This window comes from Streptomyces millisiae (assembly GCF_031845425.1).
Lineage (GTDB): Bacteria > Actinomycetota > Actinomycetes > Streptomycetales > Streptomycetaceae > Streptomyces > Streptomyces millisiae.
This window is the reverse complement of sequence record NZ_JAVREM010000001.1, coordinates 260,542-286,004: the sequence shown is the minus strand read 5'-3', so window position 1 is coordinate 286,004 and position 25,463 is coordinate 260,542. Positions and strand designations below refer to the sequence as shown.

Annotated in this window: 19 protein-coding genes and 2 pseudogenes; 8 read left to right on the top strand and 13 right to left on the bottom strand. The window is 69.7% G+C overall.

Features of this window, described 5'->3' with window-relative positions; genetic code table 11:
- Nucleotides 1-87: 87 nt before the first annotated feature.
- Both RNC47_RS01240 and RNC47_RS01235 read left to right on the top strand, forming a co-directional pair.
- Entirely contained in the window at nt 88-1,413 is a 1,326-nt protein-coding gene (locus RNC47_RS01240; protein WP_311594683.1) for a hypothetical protein, read from the top strand.
- 127 nt (nt 1,414-1,540) lie between these two features.
- Complete coding sequence (locus RNC47_RS01235) at nt 1,541-1,942, top strand: hypothetical protein (RefSeq protein ID WP_311594682.1); 402 nt, start codon at nt 1,541-1,543, stop codon at nt 1,940-1,942.
- Nucleotides 1,943-1,945: 3 nt separating this feature from the next.
- Here the strand turns inward: RNC47_RS01235 and RNC47_RS01230 are convergent, their stop codons facing one another.
- The 5 genes from RNC47_RS01230 to RNC47_RS01210 form a co-directional block, all read right to left on the bottom strand.
- Nucleotides 1,946-2,797, bottom strand: coding sequence for a hypothetical protein (locus tag RNC47_RS01230; RefSeq protein WP_311594681.1), 852 nt, complete (start codon nt 2,795-2,797; stop codon nt 1,946-1,948).
- A gap of 501 nt (nt 2,798-3,298) precedes the next feature.
- Complete coding sequence (locus tag RNC47_RS01225) at nt 3,299-4,741, bottom strand: NAD(P)/FAD-dependent oxidoreductase (protein ID WP_311594680.1); 1,443 nt, start codon at nt 4,739-4,741, stop codon at nt 3,299-3,301.
- A 440-nt stretch (nt 4,742-5,181) separates the two neighbouring features.
- Complete coding sequence (locus RNC47_RS01220) at nt 5,182-5,778, bottom strand: class I SAM-dependent methyltransferase (RefSeq protein WP_311594679.1); 597 nt, start codon at nt 5,776-5,778, stop codon at nt 5,182-5,184.
- Between the two features lie 60 nt (nt 5,779-5,838).
- The gene (locus RNC47_RS01215; protein WP_311594678.1) at nt 5,839-6,864 is read right to left on the bottom strand and encodes a cytochrome P450; all 1,026 of its coding nucleotides are present in this window, start codon (nt 6,862-6,864) and stop codon (nt 5,839-5,841) included.
- An 855-nt stretch (nt 6,865-7,719) separates the two neighbouring features.
- Nucleotides 7,720-8,289 carry an N-acetyltransferase gene (locus tag RNC47_RS01210; RefSeq protein ID WP_311594677.1) on the bottom strand — a complete coding sequence of 190 codons (570 nt, stop codon included), beginning with the start codon at nt 8,287-8,289 and terminating at the stop codon, nt 7,720-7,722.
- A gap of 745 nt (nt 8,290-9,034) precedes the next feature.
- Between RNC47_RS01210 and RNC47_RS01205 the strand changes: the two are divergent.
- Nucleotides 9,035-9,231, top strand: a pseudogene (locus tag RNC47_RS01205) (ferredoxin).
- A 65-nt stretch (nt 9,232-9,296) separates the two neighbouring features.
- Here RNC47_RS01205 and RNC47_RS01200 read toward each other — a convergent pair.
- Nucleotides 9,297-9,578 carry a TIM-barrel domain-containing protein gene (locus tag RNC47_RS01200; protein WP_311594676.1) on the bottom strand — a complete coding sequence of 94 codons (282 nt, stop codon included), beginning with the start codon at nt 9,576-9,578 and terminating at the stop codon, nt 9,297-9,299.
- Nucleotides 9,579-9,765: 187 nt separating this feature from the next.
- A complete protein-coding gene (locus RNC47_RS01195; RefSeq protein WP_311594675.1) occupies nt 9,766-13,080 on the bottom strand; it encodes a CHAT domain-containing protein in 3,315 nt (1,104 codons plus the stop codon).
- Between the two features lie 465 nt (nt 13,081-13,545).
- On the opposite strand from RNC47_RS01195, the gene RNC47_RS01190 reads away from it, so the two are divergent.
- Nucleotides 13,546-14,079: an EF-hand domain-containing protein gene (locus RNC47_RS01190; protein ID WP_311594674.1), complete on the top strand. Its 534-nt coding sequence runs from the start codon at nt 13,546-13,548 to the stop codon at nt 14,077-14,079.
- Between the two features lie 303 nt (nt 14,080-14,382).
- Nucleotides 14,383-14,721: a hypothetical protein gene (locus RNC47_RS01185; RefSeq protein WP_311594673.1), complete on the top strand. Its 339-nt coding sequence runs from the start codon at nt 14,383-14,385 to the stop codon at nt 14,719-14,721.
- Nucleotides 14,722-14,734: 13 nt separating this feature from the next.
- Here the strand turns inward: RNC47_RS01185 and RNC47_RS01180 are convergent, their stop codons facing one another.
- Entirely contained in the window at nt 14,735-15,679 is a 945-nt protein-coding gene (locus tag RNC47_RS01180) for a LysR family transcriptional regulator (RefSeq protein ID WP_311594672.1), read from the bottom strand.
- A 73-nt stretch (nt 15,680-15,752) separates the two neighbouring features.
- Between RNC47_RS01180 and RNC47_RS01175 the strand changes: the two genes are divergently transcribed.
- On the top strand, nt 15,753-15,947 hold the full coding sequence (locus RNC47_RS01175) for a hypothetical protein (protein WP_311594671.1): 195 nt from the start codon (nt 15,753-15,755) through the stop codon (nt 15,945-15,947).
- Nucleotides 15,948-16,006: 59 nt separating this feature from the next.
- On the opposite strand, the gene RNC47_RS01170 is transcribed toward RNC47_RS01175, so the two are convergent.
- Genes RNC47_RS01170 through RNC47_RS01160 form a run of 3 tightly spaced genes read right to left on the bottom strand, consistent with a single transcriptional unit; the run spans nt 16,007 to nt 19,937 of the window.
- Nucleotides 16,007-16,939 carry a glycoside hydrolase family protein gene (locus tag RNC47_RS01170; protein WP_311594670.1) on the bottom strand — a complete coding sequence of 311 codons (933 nt, stop codon included), beginning with the start codon at nt 16,937-16,939 and terminating at the stop codon, nt 16,007-16,009.
- Complete coding sequence (locus RNC47_RS01165) at nt 16,936-17,751, bottom strand: carbohydrate ABC transporter permease (protein WP_311594669.1); 816 nt, start codon at nt 17,749-17,751, stop codon at nt 16,936-16,938. Before RNC47_RS01165 ends, RNC47_RS01170 begins: the two co-directional genes overlap by 4 nt.
- Nucleotides 17,748-19,937: an extracellular solute-binding protein gene (locus RNC47_RS01160; protein WP_311594668.1), complete on the bottom strand. Its 2,190-nt coding sequence runs from the start codon at nt 19,935-19,937 to the stop codon at nt 17,748-17,750. The genes RNC47_RS01165 and RNC47_RS01160 overlap by 4 nt, the downstream gene beginning before the upstream one ends.
- Nucleotides 19,938-21,029: 1,092 nt before the next feature.
- On the opposite strand from RNC47_RS01160, the gene RNC47_RS01155 reads away from it, so the two are divergent.
- Nucleotides 21,030-22,481, top strand: a complete 1,452-nt coding sequence (locus tag RNC47_RS01155) for a glycoside hydrolase family 43 protein (RefSeq protein WP_394814683.1) — start codon at nt 21,030-21,032, stop codon at nt 22,479-22,481.
- Between the two features lie 61 nt (nt 22,482-22,542).
- Entirely contained in the window at nt 22,543-23,898 is a 1,356-nt protein-coding gene (locus RNC47_RS01150; protein ID WP_311594667.1) for a family 43 glycosylhydrolase, read from the top strand.
- A 16-nt stretch (nt 23,899-23,914) separates the two neighbouring features.
- On the opposite strand, the gene RNC47_RS37535 is transcribed toward RNC47_RS01150, so the two are convergent.
- Together RNC47_RS37535 and RNC47_RS37530 are read right to left on the bottom strand one after the other, a co-directional pair.
- Entirely contained in the window at nt 23,915-24,583 is a 669-nt protein-coding gene (locus RNC47_RS37535; RefSeq protein WP_394814688.1) for a class I SAM-dependent methyltransferase, read from the bottom strand.
- A 105-nt stretch (nt 24,584-24,688) separates the two neighbouring features.
- A pseudogene (locus RNC47_RS37530) lies at nt 24,689-25,414 on the bottom strand (hypothetical protein); the annotation flags it as partial.
- Nucleotides 25,415-25,463: the final 49 nt, after the last annotated feature.

The window sequence follows — 25,463 nt, the reverse complement described above, 5'->3', positions numbered from 1 at the left end:
CAGAGGCTGATGGGATCCCTTATGACTGGAACGCCTGCGCTTGGCTGGGATACGCACATCTACGTACATAATGAATCAGGGACAAACATGTCTGGATTTTCTATCCCGGCTAAATCCCGGGACCAGGAAATCAGGATCCTTCCGTACCTTTCCCCTGCTTGGCAGGCAGCAGACATCGTTTTTGATGTCGCGATGATCGCCGTCGGCGTCAGCGAAGTGAGATCTGGCTTGAGCGCGCTGAACGCGACGGTGAAGGGCATTCGAGGGTACGACGCCGTTCAGGGAGCGGCTACTGCGGGGGGCCTTCTCAGGATCGTCGGCCTCGCAACGCAAGTGCTGTGGGGTGGCTTGGTCACCAGCGGCGGACATATCGAGGAGGCGGCGAAGAAGGTCTATGAATGGGTGTGGGAGCAGAGCATCAAGATCGACTTTCAGCAGACCGAGCTTGTTCACTCAGACGGGAAGCTGGGTCTCATCAACAGGCTCAATCCCAGCGGAGTCGCGGATGCCGTAGGCACTAGGCCCATGCGGCTCATGGTCATGACCAAGGACCATCGCAGTGTGGAGATCGAAACCGGGATGGACGAGTCATGGATCGTGTACAACAATATTGTGTGCCGAGCCGAATACGGGCATACCGAGAAGCCTGACGTTGCTGCGGGGTTTCGTGAGTGGCCACCCATCGGCCCCGACAAAACAACGGTGACGATCTCGTGGGAACACCCGGAGAAGAAGATCGCGATGATCAATTCCCTGAAGTTCCCCCAGGAAGCAAGTGGAAGTCTGCCCGACGCTGCCGCGACAGGTGACAAAATCAATTTCTTCTACCTGTATTCGGGAAGCGCCTACCGCGAAGTTCACCTGGAAGCCGAGACGCAATTCTCCAGATATGTAGTCCAGACCCTCACCGAGGGGCAGGCAAGAGACGTGTTTCCCGGCCTCGACGATGTCAAGAAAATCACTTCTGCCATTACACTACACGGCCATGTGGCGAATCGCGAATACATCTTCTTCACCGATCAAGGATACAGCTGGATTCGCCTCAACGGGAATGAAGGGTACAGTCTGGTACGGAAGGGGAAACTATCCGAATGGGATTTCCCTGCCGGTTTCGAGCCGGGCGCCTCGGCGGAACACGTGAAACTGGGCACCGAGACTTGGTGGACGGTGCTCCTTGTCGGCAGAAGCGACAACAAGATCTTGGAGCTGAAGTTCAGCGCCGAAGCACAGAAGCCGGGCGACGTGTCCGTGAAAGATACGGGACAGTTCGCCAAGACGGGCAGCAAACACTTCAAGGGACTCGCAGCGATTAATTGCAATCCTCATGCCATTCTCGACTTCGAAAATGGCAGGTGGGTCGGAATGACGCCGGAGAACTATGTCTTCACTCAGGGGGACGACAGAATCTTCTAACAGCCGGCTCATATCACCCGACTGGCCGGTCCCCGCCTGCGGCTTCGACTCAAGTCGGTCAGGCTGAGAGACAGCAGCCTCGGTCGCCGTACGAGGTAAGTTTTTCGCACCAGAGAGGACTTTCTTCATGGCTGGTCCCCACACCGGGAAGGCATGGATCGTGAACAAGTGGGGGGAAGACCTGGCCTCGGTGTACTTGCGTCACCGTCGCGGAAACGACCCCCAGAGAGAAGAGCACAAGAGCTGGACTTCGGTCAAATCGGGACAGAGTACCGAGGGGACGGCCATGCAGTTCACGTACGAGACAGGGTTCGGCAGTCCTTTCGACTACTGGTGGTTGAAGTTCGTGGTCGCAACCAACAACCAGGTATGGGTGACGTCAAAGACGAACTTCTCATGCTACGTCAGTTCAGATGACGACGGGAATGTCAAAATTACTCTGGATGGGGCAGAGAAGGAGATGACGGTCTCGTTCAGCGATTCAAGCGGATGTCGCCAATCCCTTATCCTCGACGATCCAGAGGACTGACTACTACTGCTTCGGCTTTTCGGCCACCAGTTTGGAGTCACCGATGATACCGAGCGCAACGTTCTCCTTGTATTCTATGGGATTCCTCTTCACGCCGGCACCGGTCGCGGCGTCGCTGAGGGAGATGACTTGTGGCGTCCCCAGGTCGTTTTCCTCATGGAGCCAGGCGACCGCATAGCCCTTCATTTCAATCTTGTACACTATCGAAAAAGTGACCCTCCTCTGCGCGGCATAGAGCTTCGCGAAACGCGTCTCCCCTTTGGGGACCGCAAGGTCGACCGTGTCTTCAACGACATAGTCGCTTGATGCTGCGCTGCTTTCGCTGGTGCCCCATTCATGGCCGAGGGTCATCTCAGCGGTCGGCCCCAGCCCGGTCTGTTTGATCTCATATTTTGTGCCGAGCTTGACTCCCCACGACCATTTGTCTGAACTTGCCGTGGTCAAGCTATCCACAAATTTCATCGTCACCTTGGGCTTCGCTTTCATCTCCTCTTCAGAATGGTTCTGGTACTCGAACGTCTTCAATATGACGCTCTTCGGGTCGGGGGCGTGGAGGCTCTCCGATCTTACAGCTTCGATGATCATCACCGCCGAGGAGTAGCCACCCTCGCGAAGGATTCTCTGCGCATCTTCTTCCCACCGAGGTACATCCGTCCCGTCGCCGAACGAAACACGCGCGGGTTCTTTTTTGTATTTCTCCCTGACCCAGTCCATGAGCTGCTTGTAACTGAAGAAATTTCCCGCCTCAGTGAAGCTCGGTCTCACAAACGTCTTTCCCGAGGGCGTGATTACAGGGGGAGTCGCCGTCATGTCGATTGACACCTTGAATGGGCTGTATCCACTGGGCGAGTTCATAGCAGGGCTCCCTTCCCACGGTCGTGAGCGTTCCGCAAAACGGACGCCATTTTTCTACGGGACCACCTGAACTTGCTCAACGCAACTCGGATGCCGCGGCCCCTGGCTCGTCTCGGAACCTTCGCCCGCCGTGTAAGCGGCCATGGGGCGACGGGAGGTTTTGCCAACGGTCGGCATCCGCGCCGCCGAGGTCCTGGGGCTCGCCGGCATCCGGGCACCGGCGCGGGCATGATCCTGGCAGCGCGCCCCCACCGTCCGGGAAGCCGACGCCCCGTCGACTCCTCCAGTCAGCCAGGCGTGTCTCCACCCAACAGCCATGGGTGGCAGGGGCTCTGGCACACGCCCCGGTCGTACGGTTTCCCGACAGCAACGCCGAATCGGTCCTGCCGTCGCACCGGACAGGGTGCCCGACCCCGTCAGCGGAAGGCGGTCCGCCAGTGGCGGACCGAGGCGGCGTGAAGGCGGGGACAGCCGTGCCGTGGAATCACAGCGGCCGCGAGACTACTCCGAGTCGCCGGTGGCGTAGAAGAGTTCAAGGGTCTTGCCCTGCCTGATGATCGTGTCGTGGTTGGTCTTCACGTATCCGTTCATGTCGATCGTGGTGGCGCCGCCCTCTCCCACGGCCTCCGAGATGCGCCGTACCGTCCCGTCGCGGGTGTCGCCCGCGGCGAAGACCGCGACGAGGCTCGTCGCGGTGATGCTCCCGGTGCTCGTCCACTTGCTGTCGTCGGGGCCGGGCCAGGCGCTGCCGGAGGCCGGCCCGGTGAGCACCGTACCGAGAATCTGGTTCGGCCGACCCGTGACTTTCTTCTCGAGAAGCTTCAGGTCCTTGTTGTCCTTCAGCCATTCCGTGTTGGCCTTACCGCCGATCAGGACGTACAGGGCCTTCACGGGGAGGGCCGTACATTCCTCCTTGCCCGGGCGCTTGGGATTCTTCGCTGTGCGGGCTCTTCCGTGAAACACCTTGGTCAGCTCGTTGCTGGTTGCTTCGAAGTAGTGGACCTCCTCCTCGGGCATCACGGTGATGGCCTTCTGCTCCTTGATCTGATCCACATGAGCGTTGACCATGTCCTGGTAGTGATCGAACTTCCCCCGGATGACCATGGTGACCTTCGCACCCTCCTTGGCGAACATCAGGGCGGCCACCGCGGCGGTGTCGCCGCCGCCGACGATGACGACGGAATCGTCCTTCTTCACCGTCCTGGCGTCGGACGGCAGCGCCGTGAGGTAGGCGCCCTTCGTCAAGTAGGCGTCCAGGCCGTCGACGTCAAGCTTGTTCGCCGAGACGCCGGTGGCGATCAGCACCATCCCCGCGACGATCTCGAGCGGGCTGTCGTCCTTCTCACCATTCGGCCGCTCGACCTTGATCCTGTACTTCGGGATGAGGTGCGAGTCCTTCGTCTTCTCCACGTCGGACTGGCTTGCCGCCGTCAGCGCCGTGGCCTTGTAGTAGGAGAGATACTCGAACTGCGACGGCTTGTGCCCGACCTGCTGGTACCACCTGAAACACAGCGCGTCCGAGTCGATTCCGTCGGGGAACCCCAGGTAGTTCTCGATCTTGTTGATCGCGGTGCTGGCCGTTCCGCCGGGGGCCCGGTCCTCGACGACGAGTGTGCTCCAGCCGAACAGGGTCCCCGAGTTCAGTGCCGCGGAGAGGCCGGCAGGGCCGCCGCCCACCACGACCAGGTCGTAGGAGTCCTTCTTCGTCGTGGTGCTCAGCCCCAGCTCTTTGGACAGCTTGGGCAGGTCGTACCCCTTGACCGACACCGGGGTGCCCGGGGTGAACGTCAGGTCGACCTCGACGTCGGCGACCGTCGGGTCTTCCTTGAACGTGGTGTCCACGAAATTCAGCGTCAGGAAGCGCCAGGTCGAGAACGCGTTTCCTTCCAGTGCCTTGGCCCGAAGAACTGCCTTGATGTCGGTCCTCTTCGTGGGGTCGGTCATGCGGCTGCGCTCCTGACGGACGAATGCGGTTCCTGCTCGGGCTTGCCAAGCATGCGGACAACACCGCCTGTTTCCCGGTAGCCGCGTATGTCGATTCCCACCGGGGCGGGAACGTTTTGCCGCAACTCTCAACGGATCCTTGATCGTTTCAGCGGCCCGCCGCCTTTCGCTCGGGTGGCCGCCCGCCGAAGCGCCGAGGAATCGACACGATCGCCTCCTGGACGACGGTGGTGCTGTCGCCGATCAGCGACATCGACCACCGCGGCCTGAGTGGCGGTCCCTTCTACCATCCGCGGACGGATCCACCTCGTCCGCGCCGCGCTCATGCCTGCCGCGATGGTTGCCCTGCCGGGCGCGGCCTTCTCGCGCCGGGCCTTCCTCTTGACGCAGGCTGGTGGGGCGGCTGGGAAGCCTCAACCGGCCCACCGACGCGGTCAGGCTCAGGGCTTACGCGTGAGCGCGCAGGCGTGGGAGTGGGGTGTCGAGTCGTGGGCGTCGAGGGTGAAGCATTGGACCGGACCGATCTCGAAGTCGGCATGGAAGTGCTGGTGAAGCGCCTCTTCGGACACCGGCTTGCATGCGCGTGCCGCGACGGCGGCTCCCCGGATGAACAGCAACCCTCCGGCGCGCAGCAGTCGCGCGGTCTGCGCCGCATAGCGGTCGCGGTCTTCAGAGCCGAGGTGGTGGAAGCATCCTCGATCGGTCAGCAGGTCGAACCGGGCGGTGAGTGTGTCGGGTTGCCGTACGTCAGCGACGAGGAAGCGGGCCGTGCTGCCTCGCTTGGCGGCTCGTTCCGACGCGATGGCGATCGCTTCGGGGCTGATGTCGACGCCCGTTGTGTCATACCCGGCTCGCGCGAGTGCCAGGGCGTCCCAGCCGCTGCCGCAACCGAGGTCGAGTGCCGCGCGTCCATGGCCCGGTCCGAGTGCGGCGAGCAGCCCGACCAGGTCGGGGGAGCAGGTGCCGAAGTCCCAGCGTTGCTCGTACTCTCCCGTGCGGTACGCGTCGTCCCAGTCATAGTCCGTCGTGGTGTACATGGTGGACATCCTTCGTGCGGCGCCGCTGACGTGGTGTTGTGCCAGGAGTGGTCGCGGTGGTCATCTGGTGCGTGGTGTCACCCGAAGGCGTAGGCCGGTTGGAGTCAGCCCGCCGTCGGTGTCGATTCCGTGGCTCGGCATGAGCCCCTCGGGTTCGTACAGGTGCCAGCGTCGTGCCGTCTCCGCCGCGAGGAGCGTCAGCTCCGCCATGGCGAGTGCCGCCCCTTCGCACGCGCGCGGCCCCGTTCCGAAGGGCAGGAAGACTCGGGACTCGGCCGATGCCTGCCCGTAGTCGAGCCACCTGTCAGGGCTGAAGGTATCCGGGTTCTCGTGTTCACGGGGGTCGAGGTGGACGGTGTAGGAGCAGACCAGGACCATGGTTCCCGGGGCGATGGGGTAGCCGGCGAGTTCGGTGCGGCGCCTCGCGATGCGCGCCTGGAGCCAGTTGGGCGGGTGAAGGCGGAGTACCTCGCGGACGAACGCCTCGGTGAAGGGGAGTTCAGCCAGGAATCGGCCGTTGACCGGATGATGAGGGTCGTCGGGCAGGGCCGCTGCCTCGGTGGCGATTCGTTCGGCCAGGTCGGGATGGCGGGCCAGGGCCAGCATGAGCCAGCCGACCGCACGGGTAGGGACCTCGCTACCGGCGATAATCAGCCCGGTCAGGCTGTCATGGATGGCGGTGTCCGGGAGGAGGCCGTACTGCGATGAGGGCTTGAGCATCTGCCCCAACACATCTTCTCCGAGACGGTTCTCGGCGCGCCGGCGGTCGATCACCTGTTGAAGCTGATGGCTGAAGCGTGTCCGGTGTCCGGTCAGGGCGCGTCGGGCCGGCGTCGGCATCCAGCGCGGCCATGGCAGGCCGCGCGTGATGGCCTCGCGAGCTGCCGGGAGTCCACCGCCGGCGGCGAGAAGGCTGTCCGCGTCCTCCTCGAACAGGTAGCGACCGCCGATCCGGAACAACATCCGGTGGGCGCGGGGCAGGATGTCGATGTCCTGGCCAGGGGGCAGGCCGGCGGCGAACTCCGTGATGCCGGGCGCGATCAACCCCAGCCGAGCGGCGACGGCCCGTGGTCGCAGTCCCCGCATGCGGGCAGCGTGGCCGTGTGTGAACTCCTGCTCGCCTGGAACGGAGCCGTCGGGCCGCCTGGTCGGCGGGAAGGTGCCCGGCGGGGTGCCGTACTCCTGGTTGGTCCGCCGCAGCACGGCCAGGCACGGCTCGGCCGTCAGCGCGACATAGACGTTCCGCCGCATACGCCAGACGTCACCGCACTCTTGGGCCGCGCGGAGGGCGAAGGCGAGACGGTCCCGCCGGTATGCCGAGGCCGTGAACCCGTCGAGCGCCGGCGGCTTGGAAGTAGTGTGCACAACACGCTCCGTATCTCGTTCGCTGGAGTCCGCGATCGCGGGCAGGTTCGACGAAACGTGTGGGCGGAACCCTCGGTCCCGCCCACACCACTCACAGCCGAGCGTCATGGCGCGCCATCACCGCGGCGCGTTCTCTCGCTCGCCCCCTTCTGTCGGCTCGTCACCAGTAGAAGGGGTAGGCCCCGTGCAGCCGCGGCGCGTGCACCTTGCTCATCAGCCTCTTGATCACGGTGTCCTCCTCTCGTGGACTTCTCGCGGGAACGGGATGGGCCCATGTCGGTTTCCGACTTCGCGGAAGCGACGACACGTGCTTCCTGTCAGGACACCCCCAAAAGCGCGTGAGGCACAGGCCGAGATCAGAAAAGCCCCCGATCGGATGAGCGCTCAGCAGTGCAAACCGGCGCCGGGCGTGCAGGTGAGGCCGCGCAGGCGTCCCCAGCGGCGCGAAACCGCCGCGCAGGGAGCCGTCCCGCGAGCCGGGCGCTCACCTGAGGGCGACGGAGGCGTGCGAACTTCCTCCCTCACGGCGCACGGGGCGTTCATCAGGGCTGGTGCGCGCCGGGTGAGCGAAGCCGCTCAGCTGTCCAACGGGGTGATCCGGGAACGGAGCATGACGACCAGTTCAGGCGCGCCGGACCCGGGCACCGGGACGCGTCTCCCCACGTCACGGTAGCCCCATTCGTGGTAGAGCGCCTGCACTGATCCGGCCCCGGCATCCGGTTTCACCTGGAGCGTCACCCTGGTCTCCGCCCGCCGTGACAGCCACGCGTCGTGCATGCACCGGCCGACCCCCCGCCTCCGCCATGGCCGACGCACCACGATCTCCTCAAGCACGGCGGTGCGGCAGCCGTCCTGGGCCTCCGCCGGCCCCAGCGACGGGGTGGACAGGTCCGACCACCACGAGGTGGCGGCCTCCAGGGTGTAACCATGGCAATAGCCCACCGGGACACTGCCCTCGTAACCGACGACCGCGGACCAACCCGGCCGCCTCGCGCACACCGCAAGACGCCTCGCCACTCGCCGCGGCGAATGCCGCTCGCCGCGCAGGCCGAATTCCCGGCCCCAGACCTCAGTGTGCAGACGCACATACAGTTGCTCGATTCCTGGGGCTTCACGAGACAGGAGATGCGCGAACACGATGGCCACGGTTTCTCTGCCTCTCTCCTCCACCGGATACGGGACAGCGCCGTTCGTTTTACAGGCCGAGAGCGCATGGTTGGAGAAGACCTCCGGCTCCCCCGGCCGAACCTCCCCACCTCCCCGCACCTGGATTCCCGAACAGGCCGCCGAACAGAAAGGCGGCCGCTGGGACCTGGGCCGGATGGCAGGACCTGCCGAGGAGGGTCGTCCGACGCCCGCGTCGGGTCGATCCAAGCCGGCAGTAGGCGGTGTGGTGAGCGCTGCTCGCCAGGCGGGTGTTGTGCGGAGGTCGATGACGCGGCGCCTCCCGCAGGCCGCCTCGATGGGCCTGCTGCTGCTCGGCGCCGGCCACGAGACCTCCGCCGACATGTTCGCACTCGGCACCGTCGTCCTGCTCGGACGCCCCGACCAACTGGCCGTCGTCCGCGACACCGACGACCCGAACATCCTGGCGAGCGCTGCCGAGGAACTGCTGCGGTACCTGACCACCATCCATCTCGGCACCCCCCCCGCATCGCCCTCGCGGACATCGCGCTCGGCGGCCGGACCATCCCCCCAGAGAAGGGCATCATCCTCCCGAGCAACCCCGCGAACTGGGAGGCGGGTTGCTTCCCCGACCCCGACCGGCTCGACATGCGCCGCGACGCCGGCCGCCACCAGGCCTTCGGATTCGGCATCCACCAGCGCCTCGGTAAGCCGCTGGCCACCTGAAAAGTCCAGGTCGTCTCCGACCACCAGGAAGGGAGCGAACATGAAGGTCACCGTGGACGAGGACAAGTGCTGCGGCGCCGGGAGTTGCGTACTCGCCGCACCTGAGGTCTTCGACCAGCGCGACGAGGACGGCATCTCGTCCTCCTCGACGCCGAACCCGCCGAGGCCCGGCACGCGGCCGTCCGCGACGCGGTCGCCGTCTGTCCCGCCGCCGCCATCGCCTTCAACGACGAGTGACGCGCTGACCGCTGCGCGGGGCACGTCGCGGCGGCAGCCCGACATGCCCCGCCGCACCCGCGCGATCAGACGCGGCCCACGAGATCGGCCAGGGCGTCGTCACGGGCGAAGACCGGGATGGCCTCCAGTGGGACGGGCACGACAACGCGCCGGCCGCCCCGGTGCCTGGTCCCCGTACGCAGATCGGTCCAGGTGGCCCCCGGCGGCAGGTGGACCTCGCGCGACTCGGCGCCAGCCACGGTCACCGGGGCGACGAGCAGGTCCGGGCCGAACATGTACTGGTCGGCGAGGTCCCAGCAGGCCGGGTCGTCGCCGTAGCGCTGGCTGCCCGCCCAGGCGCAGCGCACCAGGTTGACGTGGGCCCGAGTGTGGGCGTTGCAGATGGCAGGCTGAGCGGTGGCGATCAGCTGCTCCCCGCGTCCGCGAGGGGTACCGACCCGGCCCGCACGGTGTACGTGGCGATCTCGGGTCAGGAGGTCACGCTTTCACGACGCCCCAGGCTCTCAACGCCCGCTGTCGTCTCATCCGATCGCATCACGCGCGGGTCGCTGTCGGGTTGCCCTGGTGGGTGAACGCGGCCCAGAAGTGCGGGTGGTGGAGGTCGGGCCGGGTGGCCTCACGACGGAGGTCGGGGTCGGTGAGGGTGGACGGCGGTTGGCGGTCGGGGTCGAGCATCCAGAGCTGGGCGGCGCGCAGTGCGTCGGCTGGGGCCAGGCCGTCGGCGGTGAGGTGGTGATGGAAAACGGCCATCAGCACCGCGGTGGCACTGTCCAGGATGGCCCAGCGGGAGCCGACGACATCGGCAGCCCCCCGGGCGACCAGGGCCGTGGCCAGGGTCAGTGCCTCGTCGTGGTCCCGGCTGCTGAGGTCCGTCTCACAGGCGCCGAGCACGACCAGTGGGCCGGCTGTGCGCACCGTCTCCCCAGGCGGGAAGTCCAGCAGGCGCGCCACTGTCAGTTCGCCGCCGTCCAGCCGCAAGGCGGAGCGGGTCGGGCTGCGGCCGGCAAGGGCGTGGCAGGAGAGGTGGACCAGGGAGGCCGGAGAGTCGCGACCGCCCGGAAGGACGGCGAGCAGGTCGTCGGGGGTCCCGGGCGCGTCGGGTTCGGTATCGAGGAGTCCGCCGTGTAGTAGGGCGTTGGGGTAGTAGGCCGCGCGCAGTGCCTCCACCTCGATAGAGGACCACAGGAGCGTCTGTTCCGGGTCGGCGAGCAGCACCTGCCGCTCGGCCAGCGGCAGCCGTCTTCTGCTCGCCGCCCGCATCAGCTCCAGGGCGGAGGGCGCGTAGCTGAACACGGCGTCCTGGCAGGCGTAGCGGACGCTGCCGGTGTGCTCGTTCCGCCGACGTGCCGCGTGCCAGGGGACCACGCCGAGCCGGTCGCAGGGCACCAGGACGACGCGAGGCGGCCGGCCGAGGGGCTCCAGGGAGGCGAGGACCGGCTCGATGGCCGCCTGCCACGCCCAGTCGCACAGCTCTTCCAACGCCCGCCGCCACCTTGCTTCGGCGGCGTACCGCTCTTCGGGACCGGCCGGCCGGGAGCGTGCGGCGGCAGCGTCGAGGTAGCGCCGCAGCGCGGGGTCGGTCAGGCTGAGGCGGGACAGAGTATGGACCTGGGTCGGCCGGCCAGTGGGCCTGACGAGAAGCGCGTAGCCGGGGCTTCGCTCGCGCCCCGGCACCAGGTACACCAGGGCGTCGACGCCGGCGGCGGCGATCACCTCCTTCAGCTGCCCCAACCCGGGCGAGACGATCAGCTCCTGGTCGCCACCGCGGGTTCGCGCCCCGAGTGCGGTGAGTGCCCGGCGGCGCAGCGTGCTGGGGATCGATGGACCGGACGCGGCCCCTGGCCTGAGCAGCTCGACGGCGGGCCTCGGCCGCGTTCCGCCGCGCTGCTCGGCGCGCCGCCACTCCTCGGCCAGCTCGGGGTGCCCACGGTCTGCCAGTAGCCGCGGCATGTCCTGGGAGACCGCCGCCGCGCGCAGCACCATCGCCCGGCCGAGTTCCAGCGCCTCGTGGAACTCCCGCCCGCGACGATGGGCTGCGGCGAAGTGCGCCATCCACAGTGCCAGGTCGGCGCCCCGGCGGGCCGTCTCCAGGCCGTGTTCTGAGCCGAGTTGGCGCAGCACGTCCGCGGCCAGCTCGACCAGCGCCGCCCGCCCCGTCGTCAGCGCCGCCTCCCGGTCGGCGCCGGCGCGTTCGGTATCCACGCCGTTGGTTCGGGGGAGCGAGGAGCGCGCGGCGTATGCCTGGGCCAGCAACGAGAGTGCTTCGGAGAGGCGTTCGGAGACGGGGGCTGCGGCGGCCAGCTCGCGTGCCATGGCCAGTTCCGCGATGCCCTGCTCCAGCCGTCGCGGGTCATTGCCCCGCTGGGCCGCGGCGAGCAGCGCCTGCCCCAGCTGGTGGCGCACGGTGAACTCCCTGTCGGGGTGCACCTTCCGACCGGCCAGGACGCCGTGAGTCGCGGCGACGGCTTCCTCGATGAGGCGTGCGTCGGCGTCGGGATCGACCTGCGTCAGCAGCGAGAGCACGAAGGACCGCAGCAGGGGGAGGTACGGGCCGGGCAGGGGCCAGTCGACCTCGACCGCCTCCCGCAGGTAGCGGCTGCCCGCGCGGCGCTCGTCCAGGTCGCCGGTCAGGTATCCGTGCCGAATGAGGGCGTTTCCCAGGGCGAGCGAGACGTGATGGCGCTGGACGTCGTTCGCCGGCACCGCCTCGTGCAGCCGCGTCAGTTCGTCAATCAGTCCTGGCAACGCCGAGCCGTCGCGGCCGCGTTCGGTGCGTCCGGTCTCCTGGAGGGCTCGGGAGATGGCCAGTTGGACCTGCGTGCGGGAGCGGTCGGGCAGCAAACCGCGGGGTTGGCTGTTGAGGGCGACCTCGACCGTTCGCCGCAGTTCGTCGGCCGCCTCGTCGTCCTGGAGGACGCCCGACAGGCTTCCGGCGTGCGACAGCGCGTGGGCGAGATCCAGTCGTGCCCACCACGCGGCGGGGTCGTCCTCGGGCAGTGTGTGGAGTGCCTGGCGCATCCGGGCGGCGATCCCTTCCAGGTGCTCGAGGTCGCCCCGCTTCGCCTGGTCCAGCATGATGTCGTCGAGCGCCGCCGAGGAGTCCCACGCCGCGTCGCCCGCGGTGACGTGCGGCGGACCGGCCGCGCGCGTCTTTTTGTCATGCCCGTGCTCCGCCACTGCCTCCGGTGGCTCCCAGAAGCCGCGGCCGGCCCGCAGAACGTGCTCCGGCAGGAGCGGAATCAGAAGCCGCCAGTCCTCCAGGGTCGTCGACGAGGAGAACACTCGCCTGACCAACTCCAGGCGATGTCGGGTGCGGTCGAGGCGCTGGCGGATGTCGAACGGAAGCCGAGCGGCGGAGAGCCGGTCGAGGATCCCGCATGCCTCGACCAGTTCGGGCGCCGGAGCACGGGGCCCGTAAGGCCCACTCCTGCCGAAGGTGAACGCCTCCCGGAGGACGGCGTCGGAGGAACCGGCCCGTTCGTTCAGCACTCGGCCCGGCACCAGCAGCCGGAGCAGGGCCATCCGCGCCGCGACGGCGAGTTCGCCGCCGACTTCGCCGTGGCGGTCCGTCCGGCGCAGGCGCCGCAGCGCCTCGGCACGGTCGTCCGGCCGGGCGCTGGCGTCGGCCGTGGCACGAGCGGCGAGCAGCATTCCCAAGGCGGTCTCCGCGTGGACGAGCGGCGGGGCGTCCTCGGGCAGCAGCCGCACGATGGTGGACCAGTGGTCGATCAGCTGGTCCAGCTCCCGCAGTTGCTCCGGGAGGAGGTTGATGTCACGCATCAGATCCACGGCGTACTCAGCCGCAGCGGACTCCTTCACGGCGAGCAGGGCGGCACGGAGCTCACCCACGCCTGGACGCGGCTCGGGCATCTGGTTCCCCCTCGATGTCCCCTTCATGCGTACCCACACCGCGTGCGTCACGTGCCAGCCCGGCCGGGCCGCAGGAGATGAGCTGACAGCTCAGCCAACTGTGGACTCGGCTTGTGATGTAACGGTTCGCAGCGGGCCGCGGCGCTGCCGGCCACGCCTCCGACGCGACGGGGCCCGAGACGAGAGCACCGTTCCGGCCCTCGGCCGCGCACGAGGGCGGCCGCCGCCCGCAAGGCTGCCGGAGAGTCTCGCGGGGTAGCCGCCGGACGTGGGAAACCTGGGACGGGGTCGTTTCACGCTTTCAGGTGAAGCGCCGTCATCTCCCGGCCGGCGCGGTGACGGGGGCCGGATAGTGAGTCCGACGCCGGGCCGCTCGTCCCCCATCGCGCCCTCTCGGCGTTGTTCCCTCAGGAGTGCAACGGCCGGAAGAAAGGTGGACGCACCATGCGTACCGAGGCGATCAACCGCGTCAGGCTCGTCTTCTCGCTCTTCGACGCCAATGGCAACGGGCGGCTGGAGGCTGAGGACTTCGACCTCATGTCGAGCCGCGTCGTCGAGGCGGCGTCCGGGTCGGACGAGTCGGCGAAGACGGCCATGCGGGTCGCGTTCCGGCGGTACTGGGAGACGCTGGCGGCCGAGTTGGACGCGGACGGCGACGGCCGGATCAGCTATGACGAGTACGTCCGCTGTGTGCTGTCGCCCGAGCGTTTCGACGCCACGATCGCCGCGTTCGCCGACGCCCTGGCGGCGCTCGGCTCCCCGGCCGGTGACGGCCTCGTGGCGCGGCCCCGGTTCGTGGCGTTGATGCTCGCCATCGGCTTCGATCGCCCCAACATCGACGCGCTGTTCGACGCGTTCGGCCCCACGGAGACCGACCACATCCCGGTGGCCACCTGGGTGGAGGGCATCAAGGACTACTACGCCCCGGAGAAGGCGGACATCCCGGGCGACCTGCTCGTCGGCTCCCCGGCGGCCTGAGCGGTCCCGGGCGGCCGGCGGCCGGGAAATCCACTGGGGTGGTCCCGGCCGGGCGCGGGATACTCCGCGCATGGTCGACGAAGTGGTGTTACAGGACACGCCCCACCGCAGGGTGGTGCGCCTCGGCGACACCGTCCGGCGGCCCGTGCACCCGTGGACCCCGGCCGTGCACGCGCTGCTGCGGCACCTGGAGGAGGTCGGCTTCCCCTACTCCCCGCGGGTGTTGGGGATCGACGAGGAGGGACGCGAGGTCCTCGCCTATCTGGACGGCGAGTCGGGGCCGGAGGGCTGGGCGACGACGAGGTGGTCTGTCACGGCGACTTCGGCCCGTGGAACGTCGTCTGGCGGTACGTGGCGCCGTTCCGGGACGACGCCGAGTGCCTGCGGTGGCTGCGCTACCCGGAGCCGCCCGACCGACGCCACCGCGTCGAGGTGTTCGCCGCCGCGTACGGGCTGACCTCCACCGCCGGCCTGGTCGACGCGGTCATCGACGTGCAGCGGTCCGGAATCGCGCAGGTCCGGGGGCTGGCGGAGCGCGGCTGCCAGCCTCAGGCGCGCTGGGTGGCCGACGGTCATCTCGACGACCTGGCGCGCCGGGTCGCCTGGAGCCTGGCCAACCGCCACCTGTTCGACCCCGGGTGACCCGCCCGAGCCGTCAGGTGCCGCCGGCGGTCGCTCCCCTGGCGAGCGCCGGATGCGCGGCGATCACCTCGTCGAGCGCGTCGAGACCGTGTCGGACGAGGGGGTGGGCGCGGCCGCCCTGCCGGACGCAGCTGAGGACCCGGCGGGAGACACGTAGTTCGGCGGTGAGCGGGACCCGGACCGTGCGGTGGCTGGGCGGGATCTCGGTGAGCCTCGGGTAGAGGGAGATCCCGAGGCCGTGGCCGACCATGGCCGAGACGGCCGCCCACTCCTTGGCCCAGTGGGCGACCGCGGGCGTGAAGCCGGCGACGGCGCAGAACACCAGGACCCGCTGGTAGTGGTCACAGCTGCCGGGCAGCGGCAGCACCCAGTCCTCGCGGGCGGTCTCGGTCAGCGACACCTCGGCGCGCGCCGCCAGGGGGTGGCCGGCCGGCACGATCAGGTCGAGCGGTTCGTCGAGCAGCGGCTCCTGGTCGAAGCGCGAGTCGCTGGGGTTGGGGAAGTCCTCCGAGGGGGCCAGCACGGCGATGTCGGCGTCGGTGGACAGCAGCAGGTCGAAGCCGGCGGCGGTCTCGCACTCGGTGACCACCACGGTGAGGTCGGGGTGGCGCTTGCGGAGCAGGGCGGTCGCGGGGGCGATCAGCCCGGTGACGGCGCTGGCGTAGCCGCAGATCCGCAGCAGGCCGGCCTCCCCCGCCCGGTATGCCTCCAGGGCGGACTCGGCCTCCTCCCAGCGGGCGAGGAGCTCCTCGCCGTGCCTGATGACCAGGTGGGCGGCGCCGGTCAGCCGGATACGGCGCCCCTGCGGCTCGACCAGCTTGACCCTCAACTCCTTCGCGAGCTCGCGGAGTTGGTGGGAGACGGCGGACGGGGTCAGATGCAGCGCGGTGGCCGCGGCGGTCACCGTGCCGTGCTGGTGCACCGCGCGGAGCACCTGGAGCCGGCGCAGATCAATCATGCAATGATTCTGCACACAACACCCGAGAAATGTGAAATGGACCTACAAGGTCGAGCGGCGGCACACTGCCGGTATGACCACGACGATCCCGAATCCCCAGGTGTCCACCGCCCCCGTCGAGCTCTCCCGCCACGCCACGAGCGAGGGCACCGTCATGTGGTTCCGCTGCGGCTGCGGTCGGCTGCGGATGGTCTCCACCCCCGACTCCCCCACCGCCCGCCCCATGGCGGCCGGTGGCCGCACCCCCGGCTGCCCGGAGTGCGGCTGACCCGACGCCGCCGGCCGCCGGGCGCGCCACCGCGGACGGCGGTGGCGCGCCCGGGGCGTTCAGCCGCGACGGGCTCGACGCAGGTCGAGGTGGGTGGGTTCTCCCCGGTCGCAGCGCAGGCGGTCGCCGACCACCCGCAGGGTCGCGACCTGCACGTCGGTGCGGCGTTCCGCGGGCTCCCGGCGGTGGGTGAAGTAGAAGATCCAGCCGACCTCCTCGCCGTCCGCGTCGTACCCGACGACCACGTCGGCGTGGTGGCCGTGGCCGGCGTCGAGCGGGTGCCGGCCCGGGGTGTCGAGGATCAGGCCCTGGCGTTCCCAGCCGGACAGGTCGGTCGAACGGTGCACTCCCAGGCCGCGCCACTCGTCGGTGACCATCCAGTACCGGCCGCCGAGTTCGAAGACGTTCGGCCCCTCGTGCGGCGGCGCCTCGATGACGGGGTGGGCGGCGCCCCAGGCCGTCAGGTCGGGTGAGTCGGCCGCCCAGGTGGCCGAGTCGTGCGCCTCGTCCTTGAACCACATCCGGTAGCCGCCGGCCGGCAGCGGGTGGACGCAGGCGTCGATGACGCGGTCGGACGAGAGGGGCACCGCGCCGAGGTCCTGCCAGGAGACGAGGTCGTCGGAGACCAGGTGGCGGATGGCCCGGGGGTGGCCCGCCCAGCTGTCCGGCACGCCCCGGATGTAGGTGAGGAACATGTGGTAGCGGCCCTCGGCGTGGACGATCTCCGGCGCCCAGAGCGTGTTGCGGCCCGGATTCGGGTCGAGCCCGTCGACCACGCCGAGGTAGTCCCAGGTGCGGCCGCCGTCGGTGGATCCGGCCACGCCGATGTCGGTGCCGTGCACCCAGCGGACCCCGGGCCCCTCGTCGCCGGCCCGGCGCTGGGTGTAGAACATCCGCCACGATCCGTCGGGCGCCTCGATCAGCGTCGGGTCGGTGGGCGCGTGGTGCACCGGGTCGGTGTAGAGCGGGGTGCCGGCGGTGGGGTGGCTCATCCCTTGACTCCCCCGGCGAGCAGCCCGCTGATGATGTGGCGTTGGGAGACCACGAAGAAGACCACCATCGGGACGAGCGCGACCACGGAGAGCGTCATGAACGCGGGCCAGTCGGTGGAGAACTCGCCGACGGCGCTGTAGACCTCCAGCACGATGGTGCGTTTCTCGGGCGAGGACAGGAACACGTTCGGCAGGATGAAGTCGTTCCACACCCACATCGTCTGGAAGATGCCGACGGTGATCAGGATCGGTCTGATCAGGGGCAGCACGATTCGCCAGAAGATCTGGAAGACGCCGGCGCCGTCGATCCTGGCGGCCTCGACGATCTCGAACGGCAGCGTGCGGATGTAGCCCTGGATCAGGAAGAAGCAGAAGATCGAGCCGCCGGCGTACATGATGATGAGCCCGTTGAAGGTGTCCACGAGCTCGGCGTCCACGAGCGTCCGGTACAGCGGGATCAACGTGGCCTGGCCCGGCACCACGAACGCCAGCAGCAGGAGGACGCCGAAGATCCGGTTGAAGAGCGTGGCGCGCATGATCATTCCGTAGGCCGCGGTGACGCCGACGAACAGTTGGACCGCGATGGCGCCGGCGGTGATGTAGAGCGTGTTGCCGAAGCTCTGCGCCAGCGGTATCTGGTCGAACACCTCCAGGTAGTTGTCCAGGTAGAGCGAGGTCGGTGGGGCGAGCGGTGAGCTCACCATCTCGTCCTGCGTCTTGAAGGTGTTGACGACGATGTAGTAGAGCGGCATCCCGACCAGGCAGGCCAGCCCGATCACGACGACGCTGAGCAGCGGGCGGCGGCGCGTCACAGCACTCTCCTCTCGATCCGCCGGGAGATGAGCAGTTGGCTGAAGGACAGCGCCGCGACGGCGAGCGTGAAGAGCACGGCCAGCGCCGAGGCGACGCCGTACCGGCCCTGGCCGACGCCGCTGACGATGATCGACTGGGTGATGGTCTGCGTCGCGAAGCCCGGCCCGCCGTTGGTCAGCGTGTAGGGCAGGTCGAACACCTTCAGTCCGCCGGTCATCAGCAGGAACTGGCTGATCACCATCGCGGGCATCAGCAGCGGCAGGGTGATGTGGAAGAACCGCTGCCGGGCCCCGGCGCCGTCGATGGTGGCGACCTCGTAGTACTCGGCCGGGATGGTCTGCAGGTAGGCCAGGTAGAGCACCGCGTGCCAGCCCGCGCCGCCCCAGACGCCCACCAGGACCACCGAGAGCTTGGCCAGCGTGGCGTCCGAGAGCCAGGGCACGGGGCCGACGCCGAGCGTGGCATCCAGTACGGAGTTGAGCACGCCGGAGCCGAGCGGGGAGAGGATGTACCCCCACACCAGGCCCAGCACCGCCATGCTCGGGATCGCCGGGAAGAAGAACAGCGAGCGGGCGAAGTTCCGTCCGATCAGGCGCTGGTTCAGGGCCACCGCGAGCGGGATGGCGATCACGGTGGTCAGCAGCGTGGTGCCCACGGCGAACAGCAGGGTGAACGAGAGCCCCGCGGTCATCGACGCGTCGGAGAGGATGGTCCGGTAGTTCTCCAGGCCGACGAACGTGACGTCGTCGGAGTAGCCGGTGAAGTCGGTCAGGCTCCAGTAGAAGGTCTGCCCGAGCGGGATGACGAACAGGACGATGAAGACCGCGGCGACCGGGACCAGGAACAGCTGGTGCGCGGCGGCCTCCCGCCAGCCGCCGGACGGGCCGGTCCGGCGGCGGCGGGCGGACCCGGCCCGGGCGTCGACGCCGGGCCGTGGCGGGGCGGCGGAGGCACCGGCGGTGGCGAGGGTCATGACGACGCCAGCTTCTGGTCCAGCGCCCGGGCCACCTCGCGCGGCGAGATCTCGCCCTGGACCATGCGCTGGATCTGCGCGACCGCCTCCACGTTCAGCACGTCCTCGGCGCGCTGCCAGGCGATCTGCGGCAGGTACAGGTTTCCGGCCCGGACGTCCTCGACGATCGGGTCGAGCGCCTCGTCCAGCGGCGGTTCGAAGTCGCTGGTGACCGTGATGGAGCCCTCGGCCTCCTGCAGGACCTCGATGCCCTCGGGGGACGCGAGGTAGGACAGGAACGTCCGGGCCGCCTCGATGTGCTCCGAGTCCGGGTTGATCGCGTAGCCGGGGCTCGCCGCCCGCCACGCCGGGGATCGGCGCCATCCGGAAGTTCAGGTCCGGCGCGGACTCCCGCAGCCCGGGCACGTTCCACGGTCCGGCGATCATCATCGCCACCCGGCCGTTGGCGAACTCGGACTCCACCTGGTCGCCGGTCAGGCCGACGGTGTCCCTGGTCACCAGGCCCTCGTCGTAGAGCCGGTAGTACTGCTCCAGCAGCGGCGTCCAGTGCTCCTCGAAGGTCGAGGTGCCATCGAAGATCTCGTCGTCCATGGTGTGGCCGATGGACGCGTCGTAGGCGCCGAGGAAGGCCGCGAGCACGGTGGGCATCCCGTCCACGGCCTCCAGGTACGGCGTGATGCCGGCGTCCCGGAGTTCGGCGCACAGGTCGAGGAACTCCTCCCAGGTCTCCGGCGGCGCGTCGGCGCCGACCTGGCCGAGCAGGTCCTCGTTGTAGAGGATGCCCCCGCCCCAGGAGGAGAGGGAGAGCCCGTAGACCGCGCCGTCGGCCCCGTAGGTCTGCTGGTTGAACTCCGGCACGTTGGCCAGGAAGTCCTCACCCGCCAGGTCCAGCACGTGCCCGCCCTCGATGAGGTTGGTCTTGTTCTCGGCGGCGATCAGGAAGACGTCCGGGGCGGTGCCGGACAGCACGCGGGTCTGCAGGGACTGGATGTACTCCGCGACCGGGGGCGAGTAGGAGGCCTCGACGTCGATGTCCGGGTGGGCCGCCTCGAACGCCTCCAGGACCGGCGTCATGGTCTCCTCGCCGTTCCAGGAGAGCAGGGACAGCGTGACCCCGCCGTCCGAGCCGCCGCTGCCGCCGCCGCAGCCGGACACGGCCCATGCGGTGGCCACGGCGAGCGCGGCGGCGAGGTACTTCGAGTGTCTCGACACTGGGACCACTCCTTCGGTCGGGGAGGTGTTCTGGGATCGCGGGTACGAGGGGACGACCGGTCGACGTGGGGCGTGCGGCCCGGCGACGACGGCCGGTTGGGACGTGCTGGACGGAGGGGGTCAGGCGGTTAGGGCCTGTCTTCCGGATCTTCGCGGGCTCGCGACGCGCCCCCAGCCTGGCGGCTGGGAGGTGCCCCCAGGCATCCCGCCTGGCTGCGTTGCCGAATCGCACGAGTACGGCCAAGTACGAGCTGCGATCCGGCGCCTTGCCAGCCGGGCGCCATCCGCCGCTCGCTGATCCACGAAGATCCAAAAGACAGGCCCTAAGCCGGCGGCCACCGGAGCGCGCCCGAGGCGCCTGTGATCCCGGCCGCGGCGGGGTTGCAGGTGCCACGGAACCCCGGGGGCGTCGGGTTCGACGCCGACCCGGAGCCGGAACTCCGGGCGCCGCCCCGGCGGTCGGTGCCGCAGGGCGTCGGCGGCCCGGTGCGGGTGGTTCCCGACCCGCCGCGCGGGCCACCGCACGGCGCGGCCGACGACGCGGGCGCGAGTTTCGGGCCAGGCGGCCCCACCGCCGCATGGCCCCGGCCTGAGCTGGGCGAACGCGCACGACGAGGTCGCGGCCGGCCACTCGTGCCTCATGTCGCCCCCTCTGGTTTATCGTTAAATACGGTGGGCTGCGCCGAAGTTACACCGGCCTCGGACGAAGTCAAGAGGTCGCGTTCGAATCTGTTCATTCGTGATGCCGCGTGAGGGTGGCGGCCACCCGGGTCGCGGCCCGCCCGAGCCGCGCGTCGCCCCCTCCCGCGAATCGTCGCGACAGCGAACGCGTCGAGCCGGAGAACGGCCCCGCGGCGGCCATCGGCACCGGAGTCGCGGTCACCCGGGTCGCGGCCACCACGGGTGGAGCCGGGCCGCTCCCCCGGCTCGCGGAGGCCCGGCCGAGGCGCCGACCAGATCGCGGTTGCGACGGGCTGCGGCGCAGGACCGATCGCGCGGGCCGCGCCGGCGGGGCCCGGAACCGTTGACACCCCCGCGCCCCTTTCCTACCTTCCTCGCGGGAACTTACATCGATGTAAAAGGAGCCGCCCCGTGCGCGTTGGACCCCGCAAGGCCGGCCGCGCGGCACTCTTCGCCGCCCTCCTGGCCCTCCTGTTCGGCTTCGTCACCGCTCCGCCGCAGACCACGGCGAGCGCGGCGTCCGCCCCCTCGGACACCACCTTCCGCAACCCGCTCAACCCCGGCCCCGACCCGTATCTGACGCACTGGCGGGGGAACTACTACCTGACGACCACGCAGGGGAACAGCATCCGGATGTGGCGCTCCCCCTCGCTCGGCTCGCTGCTCACCGCCGAGCCGGTGACCGTCTGGACCGACACCGACCCGTCGCGCAACCGGAACATCTGGGCGCCGGAGTTCCACCGCTTCGGGGACCGCTGGTACCTCTACTACACCGCCGACGACGGCGTCGACGAGCACCACCGGCTGTACGTCCTGGAGTCGGAGGGCGCGGACCCGACCGGCCCGTACCGCTTCAGGGCCCGGCTCGCCCCGCCCAACCACGCCGACGACTACGCCATCGACCCCAGCGTGTTCGAGCACGACGGACGCCTCTACCTCGCCTACGCCGGCATCAACCAGTACCAGCACAACGGGCTCAACATCGCGCCGATGTCGAACCCCTACACCGTCTCGGGCGATGCCGTCGCCCTGGACGCCGACGGCGGCTGCCCCGAGGTCCGCGAGGGACCCGAGTTCCTCAACCGCAACGGCCGCACCTGGATGACGTACTCCACCTGCGACACCGGCAAGCCCGACTACCAGATCTGGATGATGTCGCTGCCCGACGGCGCCGACCCCCTGCGGCCCGGAGACTGGACCCAGCACGACGGTCCCGTGTTCTCCCGCGCCGACGACCGCGGGGTCTTCGGTCCCGGCCACCACTCGTTCTTCCGCTCCCCCGACGGCACCGAGGACTGGATCGTCTACCACGCCAAGACGACCACCACCTTCACCTACACCGACCGCACCACCCGGGCCCAGCGGATCACGTGGAACGCCGACGGCAGCCCGAACCTCGGCCGGCCGCTCGCGCTGGGCGCGACGCAGGACCTGCCCTCCGGCGACCCGGGCGCCGGCACCTACTGGATCAACGACGACGGCCGCGCCAGCGGTGAGGGCACCGTGACGTACACCGGCAGCTGGAACTCGGGCACCGGCTGCGCCGCGCAGTGCTTCTGGGGCGACGACCACTGGAGCGACCGGGCCGGCAACACCGCCACCTTCACCTTCACGGGGACCAGGATCGCCCTGCTGTCCGTCCGCGACACCGGCAACGGCATCGCCGCCCTCAGCATCGACGGCGGCCCCGAACAGCGCGTCGACTTCCACGGGGCGATCCGGGTCGGCGAGACCCTCCAGTACCTCTCCCCCCGGCTCCCGTACGGCCGCCACACGCTGCGCGTCCGCGTCACCGGCGAGCACAACGCCCAGTCCGGGGCCGCGTTCGTGAGCGTGGACCGGGCCGAGGTGTACACGAGGTGACCGGGGCGCGGCCCTCGTGGTCCCCCGCACCGCCGCCGCGTCGATCGAGATGAGGAGCGCCATGCCCGTTCTCCGTGCCCGCCGCCCCGGCCGCCTGGCCGCGGCCGCGGCGGCCCTCGCCGCCGTCCTGCTGTCCCTGTCCGCGTCCCCCGCCGCGGCGCGCGGCACCGATCCCGTGCTCGACCAGGACTTCCCCGACCCCGACGTCGTGCTCGTCGACGGCGTCTACCACGCCTACGCCACCAACGGCGACGGCCGGAACATCCGGCACGCCACCTCGACGGACCTGGAGCACTGGTCCGTCGCCGCCGCCGACGCGCTGCCCGCCGTGGGCGGTTGGGCCAGGCCTGAGCGCTCGCTGGTCTGGGCGCCGGAGGTGTTCGACAACGGCGACGGGTTCACGATGCACTATGTCGCCCGCGACCGGGCGAGCGACAGACAGTGCGTCGGCGTCGCGCTGTCCGACACGCCGGACGGCCCGTTCCGGCCCGTCGGCGACGCCCCGTTGGTCTGCCCGGCGGCCCAGGGCGGCGCCATCGACCCCGCCTCGTACACCGAGGACGGCCGGCGCTACCTGCTCTGGAAGAACGACGGCAACTGCTGCGGGCAGGACACCTGGCTGTACCTGCAGCCGCTGAGCTGGGACGGCACCCGCACCACCGGGGACCCCGTGCCGCTCATCCGCCAGGACCGGGCCTGGGAGGGCAACGTGATCGAGGCGCCGACGCTCGTCCGGCGCGGCGGCCACTACGTGCTGTTCTACTCGGCGGACTTCTACGGCGACGACCGCTACAAGACGAGCTACGCCGTCGCCGACAGCCTGACCGGGCCCTACACCAAGGCGGCGGCCCCGCTGCTGACGACCGACTCCTTCTCCGGCGCGGTGCGCGGCCCCGGCGGCCAGGACGTGGTCACCGGGCCCGACGGGCGGGACCGGATCGTCTTCCACGGCTGGGACGCCGACCGCTCCCACCGCGCGCTGTACGTCGCCGACCTCGGCTGGGCGAACGGCTACCCCGTCGTCGACGGCAGCAAGGTGCTGTACCAGGCGGAACACGCCCTGGTGCACGACGCGGTGGTGCGGGACGCGGCGGGCGCCTCGGGCGGCCGGGCGGTCGGGTACATCGACCACCCAGACAGCCATGTGGAGTTCTCGGTCTTCACCCCGACCGCCGGGCCCCACACCCTGACCGTCCGCTTCGGCAACGGCTCGCTCGCCGAGGACGGGTCCCCGGCCGCCGCCTCGCACCGCCTGACGGTCAACGGAACGGCGGCGGGCGAGGTCCGCTACCCCCACACGGGGTGGGACGCCTGGCGACAGGTGGCCGTCCCCGTCGAGCTGCGGGAGGGCTGGAACACGATCCGCCTGGGCAAGGGCGAGCGCTACGCCGAGTTGGACGCCGTGGAGCTGGCCTGAGGCACACCCGCCGGGTTCAGAGCCGCTCGGCCGCGACGACCATGAAGTTGGGGAGGTGGACGTAGCTCTCGATGCCGGGCGTGGTGGCCCGTGCCTCGCCTGCGACGGCGGGGTCGAGCCCCGGCTCGGCGAGTTCGCGGAGCCGGCAGCCGAGGTCCGCGAGCTCGTTGAGGTAGGCCGAGATCGGGCGGTGGAAGTCGGTGGCGTAGGTCAGGGGGATCTCGTACTCCTCCAGGTAGCGGTCGGTGCGGTGGGCGCCGTGTGCGCGCCAGGTGGACAGGAGCTGCTCGAAGGCCGGGTGGTTGACGGAGAAGACGAACAACCCGCCGGGCCGCAGGGCGCGCACGCAGGCGCGCATCGCCGGTTTCCAGTCGGGGACGGCCTGCAGCACCATGCTGCAGACCACGGCGTCGAACGGGTCGCCCAGGTCCGGCAGCCGGCCGAGGTCGGCCTGGACGTACTCGACGCCCTGCCGGAGGGCGCGTTCCTTCTCCACGGCGTAGCCGAACATGGCGTCGGTGGGCTCGACGCCGACGACGCGGGCGTGGCGGTCGGCCAGCATGCGGCTGAGGTAGCCGTGCCCGCATCCGGCGTCCAGCACGCGCCGACCGCGTACGTCTCCGAGCATCCTGAGCAGCACCGGGTTGATGAGGTGGCGCTTGGCGAAGTCGCCGTCGGGTTCCATCGCCTCCATCGCCTCGCGGGGGACGGTGTTCCACTGGCGGATCGAGGCGTCGTTCGTCGGTCGGTCGGTCATCGGTGGAGCGTAGCGGGGGGCGTCGTCCGCGGCGGGGCGCATCAGCCGCAGGTCGTCGCCCCAGGCGTCCAGGGTCGGGCCGTGGCCCGCCTCGCGGGCCACGGTCTCGACCCGGGTGAAGAGGCGTCGCTGCCGGTCGACGTCGCCGGTGGCGGCGATCCGTCCGATCGTCGCGAGGAGGGCCTCGGTGTGCCATCCCGGCAGCGGGTACCGCTCCAGCTCCCACTCCAGGTACTTGTTGTAGGGGCGCGGGCGGCGGTCGAGGGCGAACAGCGTCTCCAGCAGGAAGCCCATGCTGTCGGCGGCGTCGAGCTGGCCGGCGAGCGGGCGGCCGTCCCGGGCGTTCTTGACCGAGCGGTAGAGGGAGTTGGCGTAGGCGTCCAGGCTGCCGGCGGCCGCGTCGAACGCCTCGTCGGCGTCGAGCCGGCCCTTGGCCGCGACGATCCGGGCGATCTCGCCGTCGAGCCGGTCGAGCACGACGCGGGCCCGGGCGAGGGCGTAGCGTTCCCAGCCGCCGCGGCGCCGGAACTCGGTCAACGACACGACGACGAGGTCGAGTTCGGCGGACCGGTGCCCGTCGAGCGCCGTCAGCTCCGTGGTCGCGTCGTCGGCGAGGACGACGTAGAGGTCGTGGTCGGAACGGTCGGTCGCCATGCCGTCGTGCGCGTGCGAGCCCTTGAGGACGAGCCCGACGACGTCCGGGTCGGCGGCGGCGTGGGCGACGAACGGCCGGTAGGCCGACGGGTGTTGTGCGGTCATGCGGTGATCTCCCGGGTCGGGACGACGGATGGGCACAGCGGATCGCCCT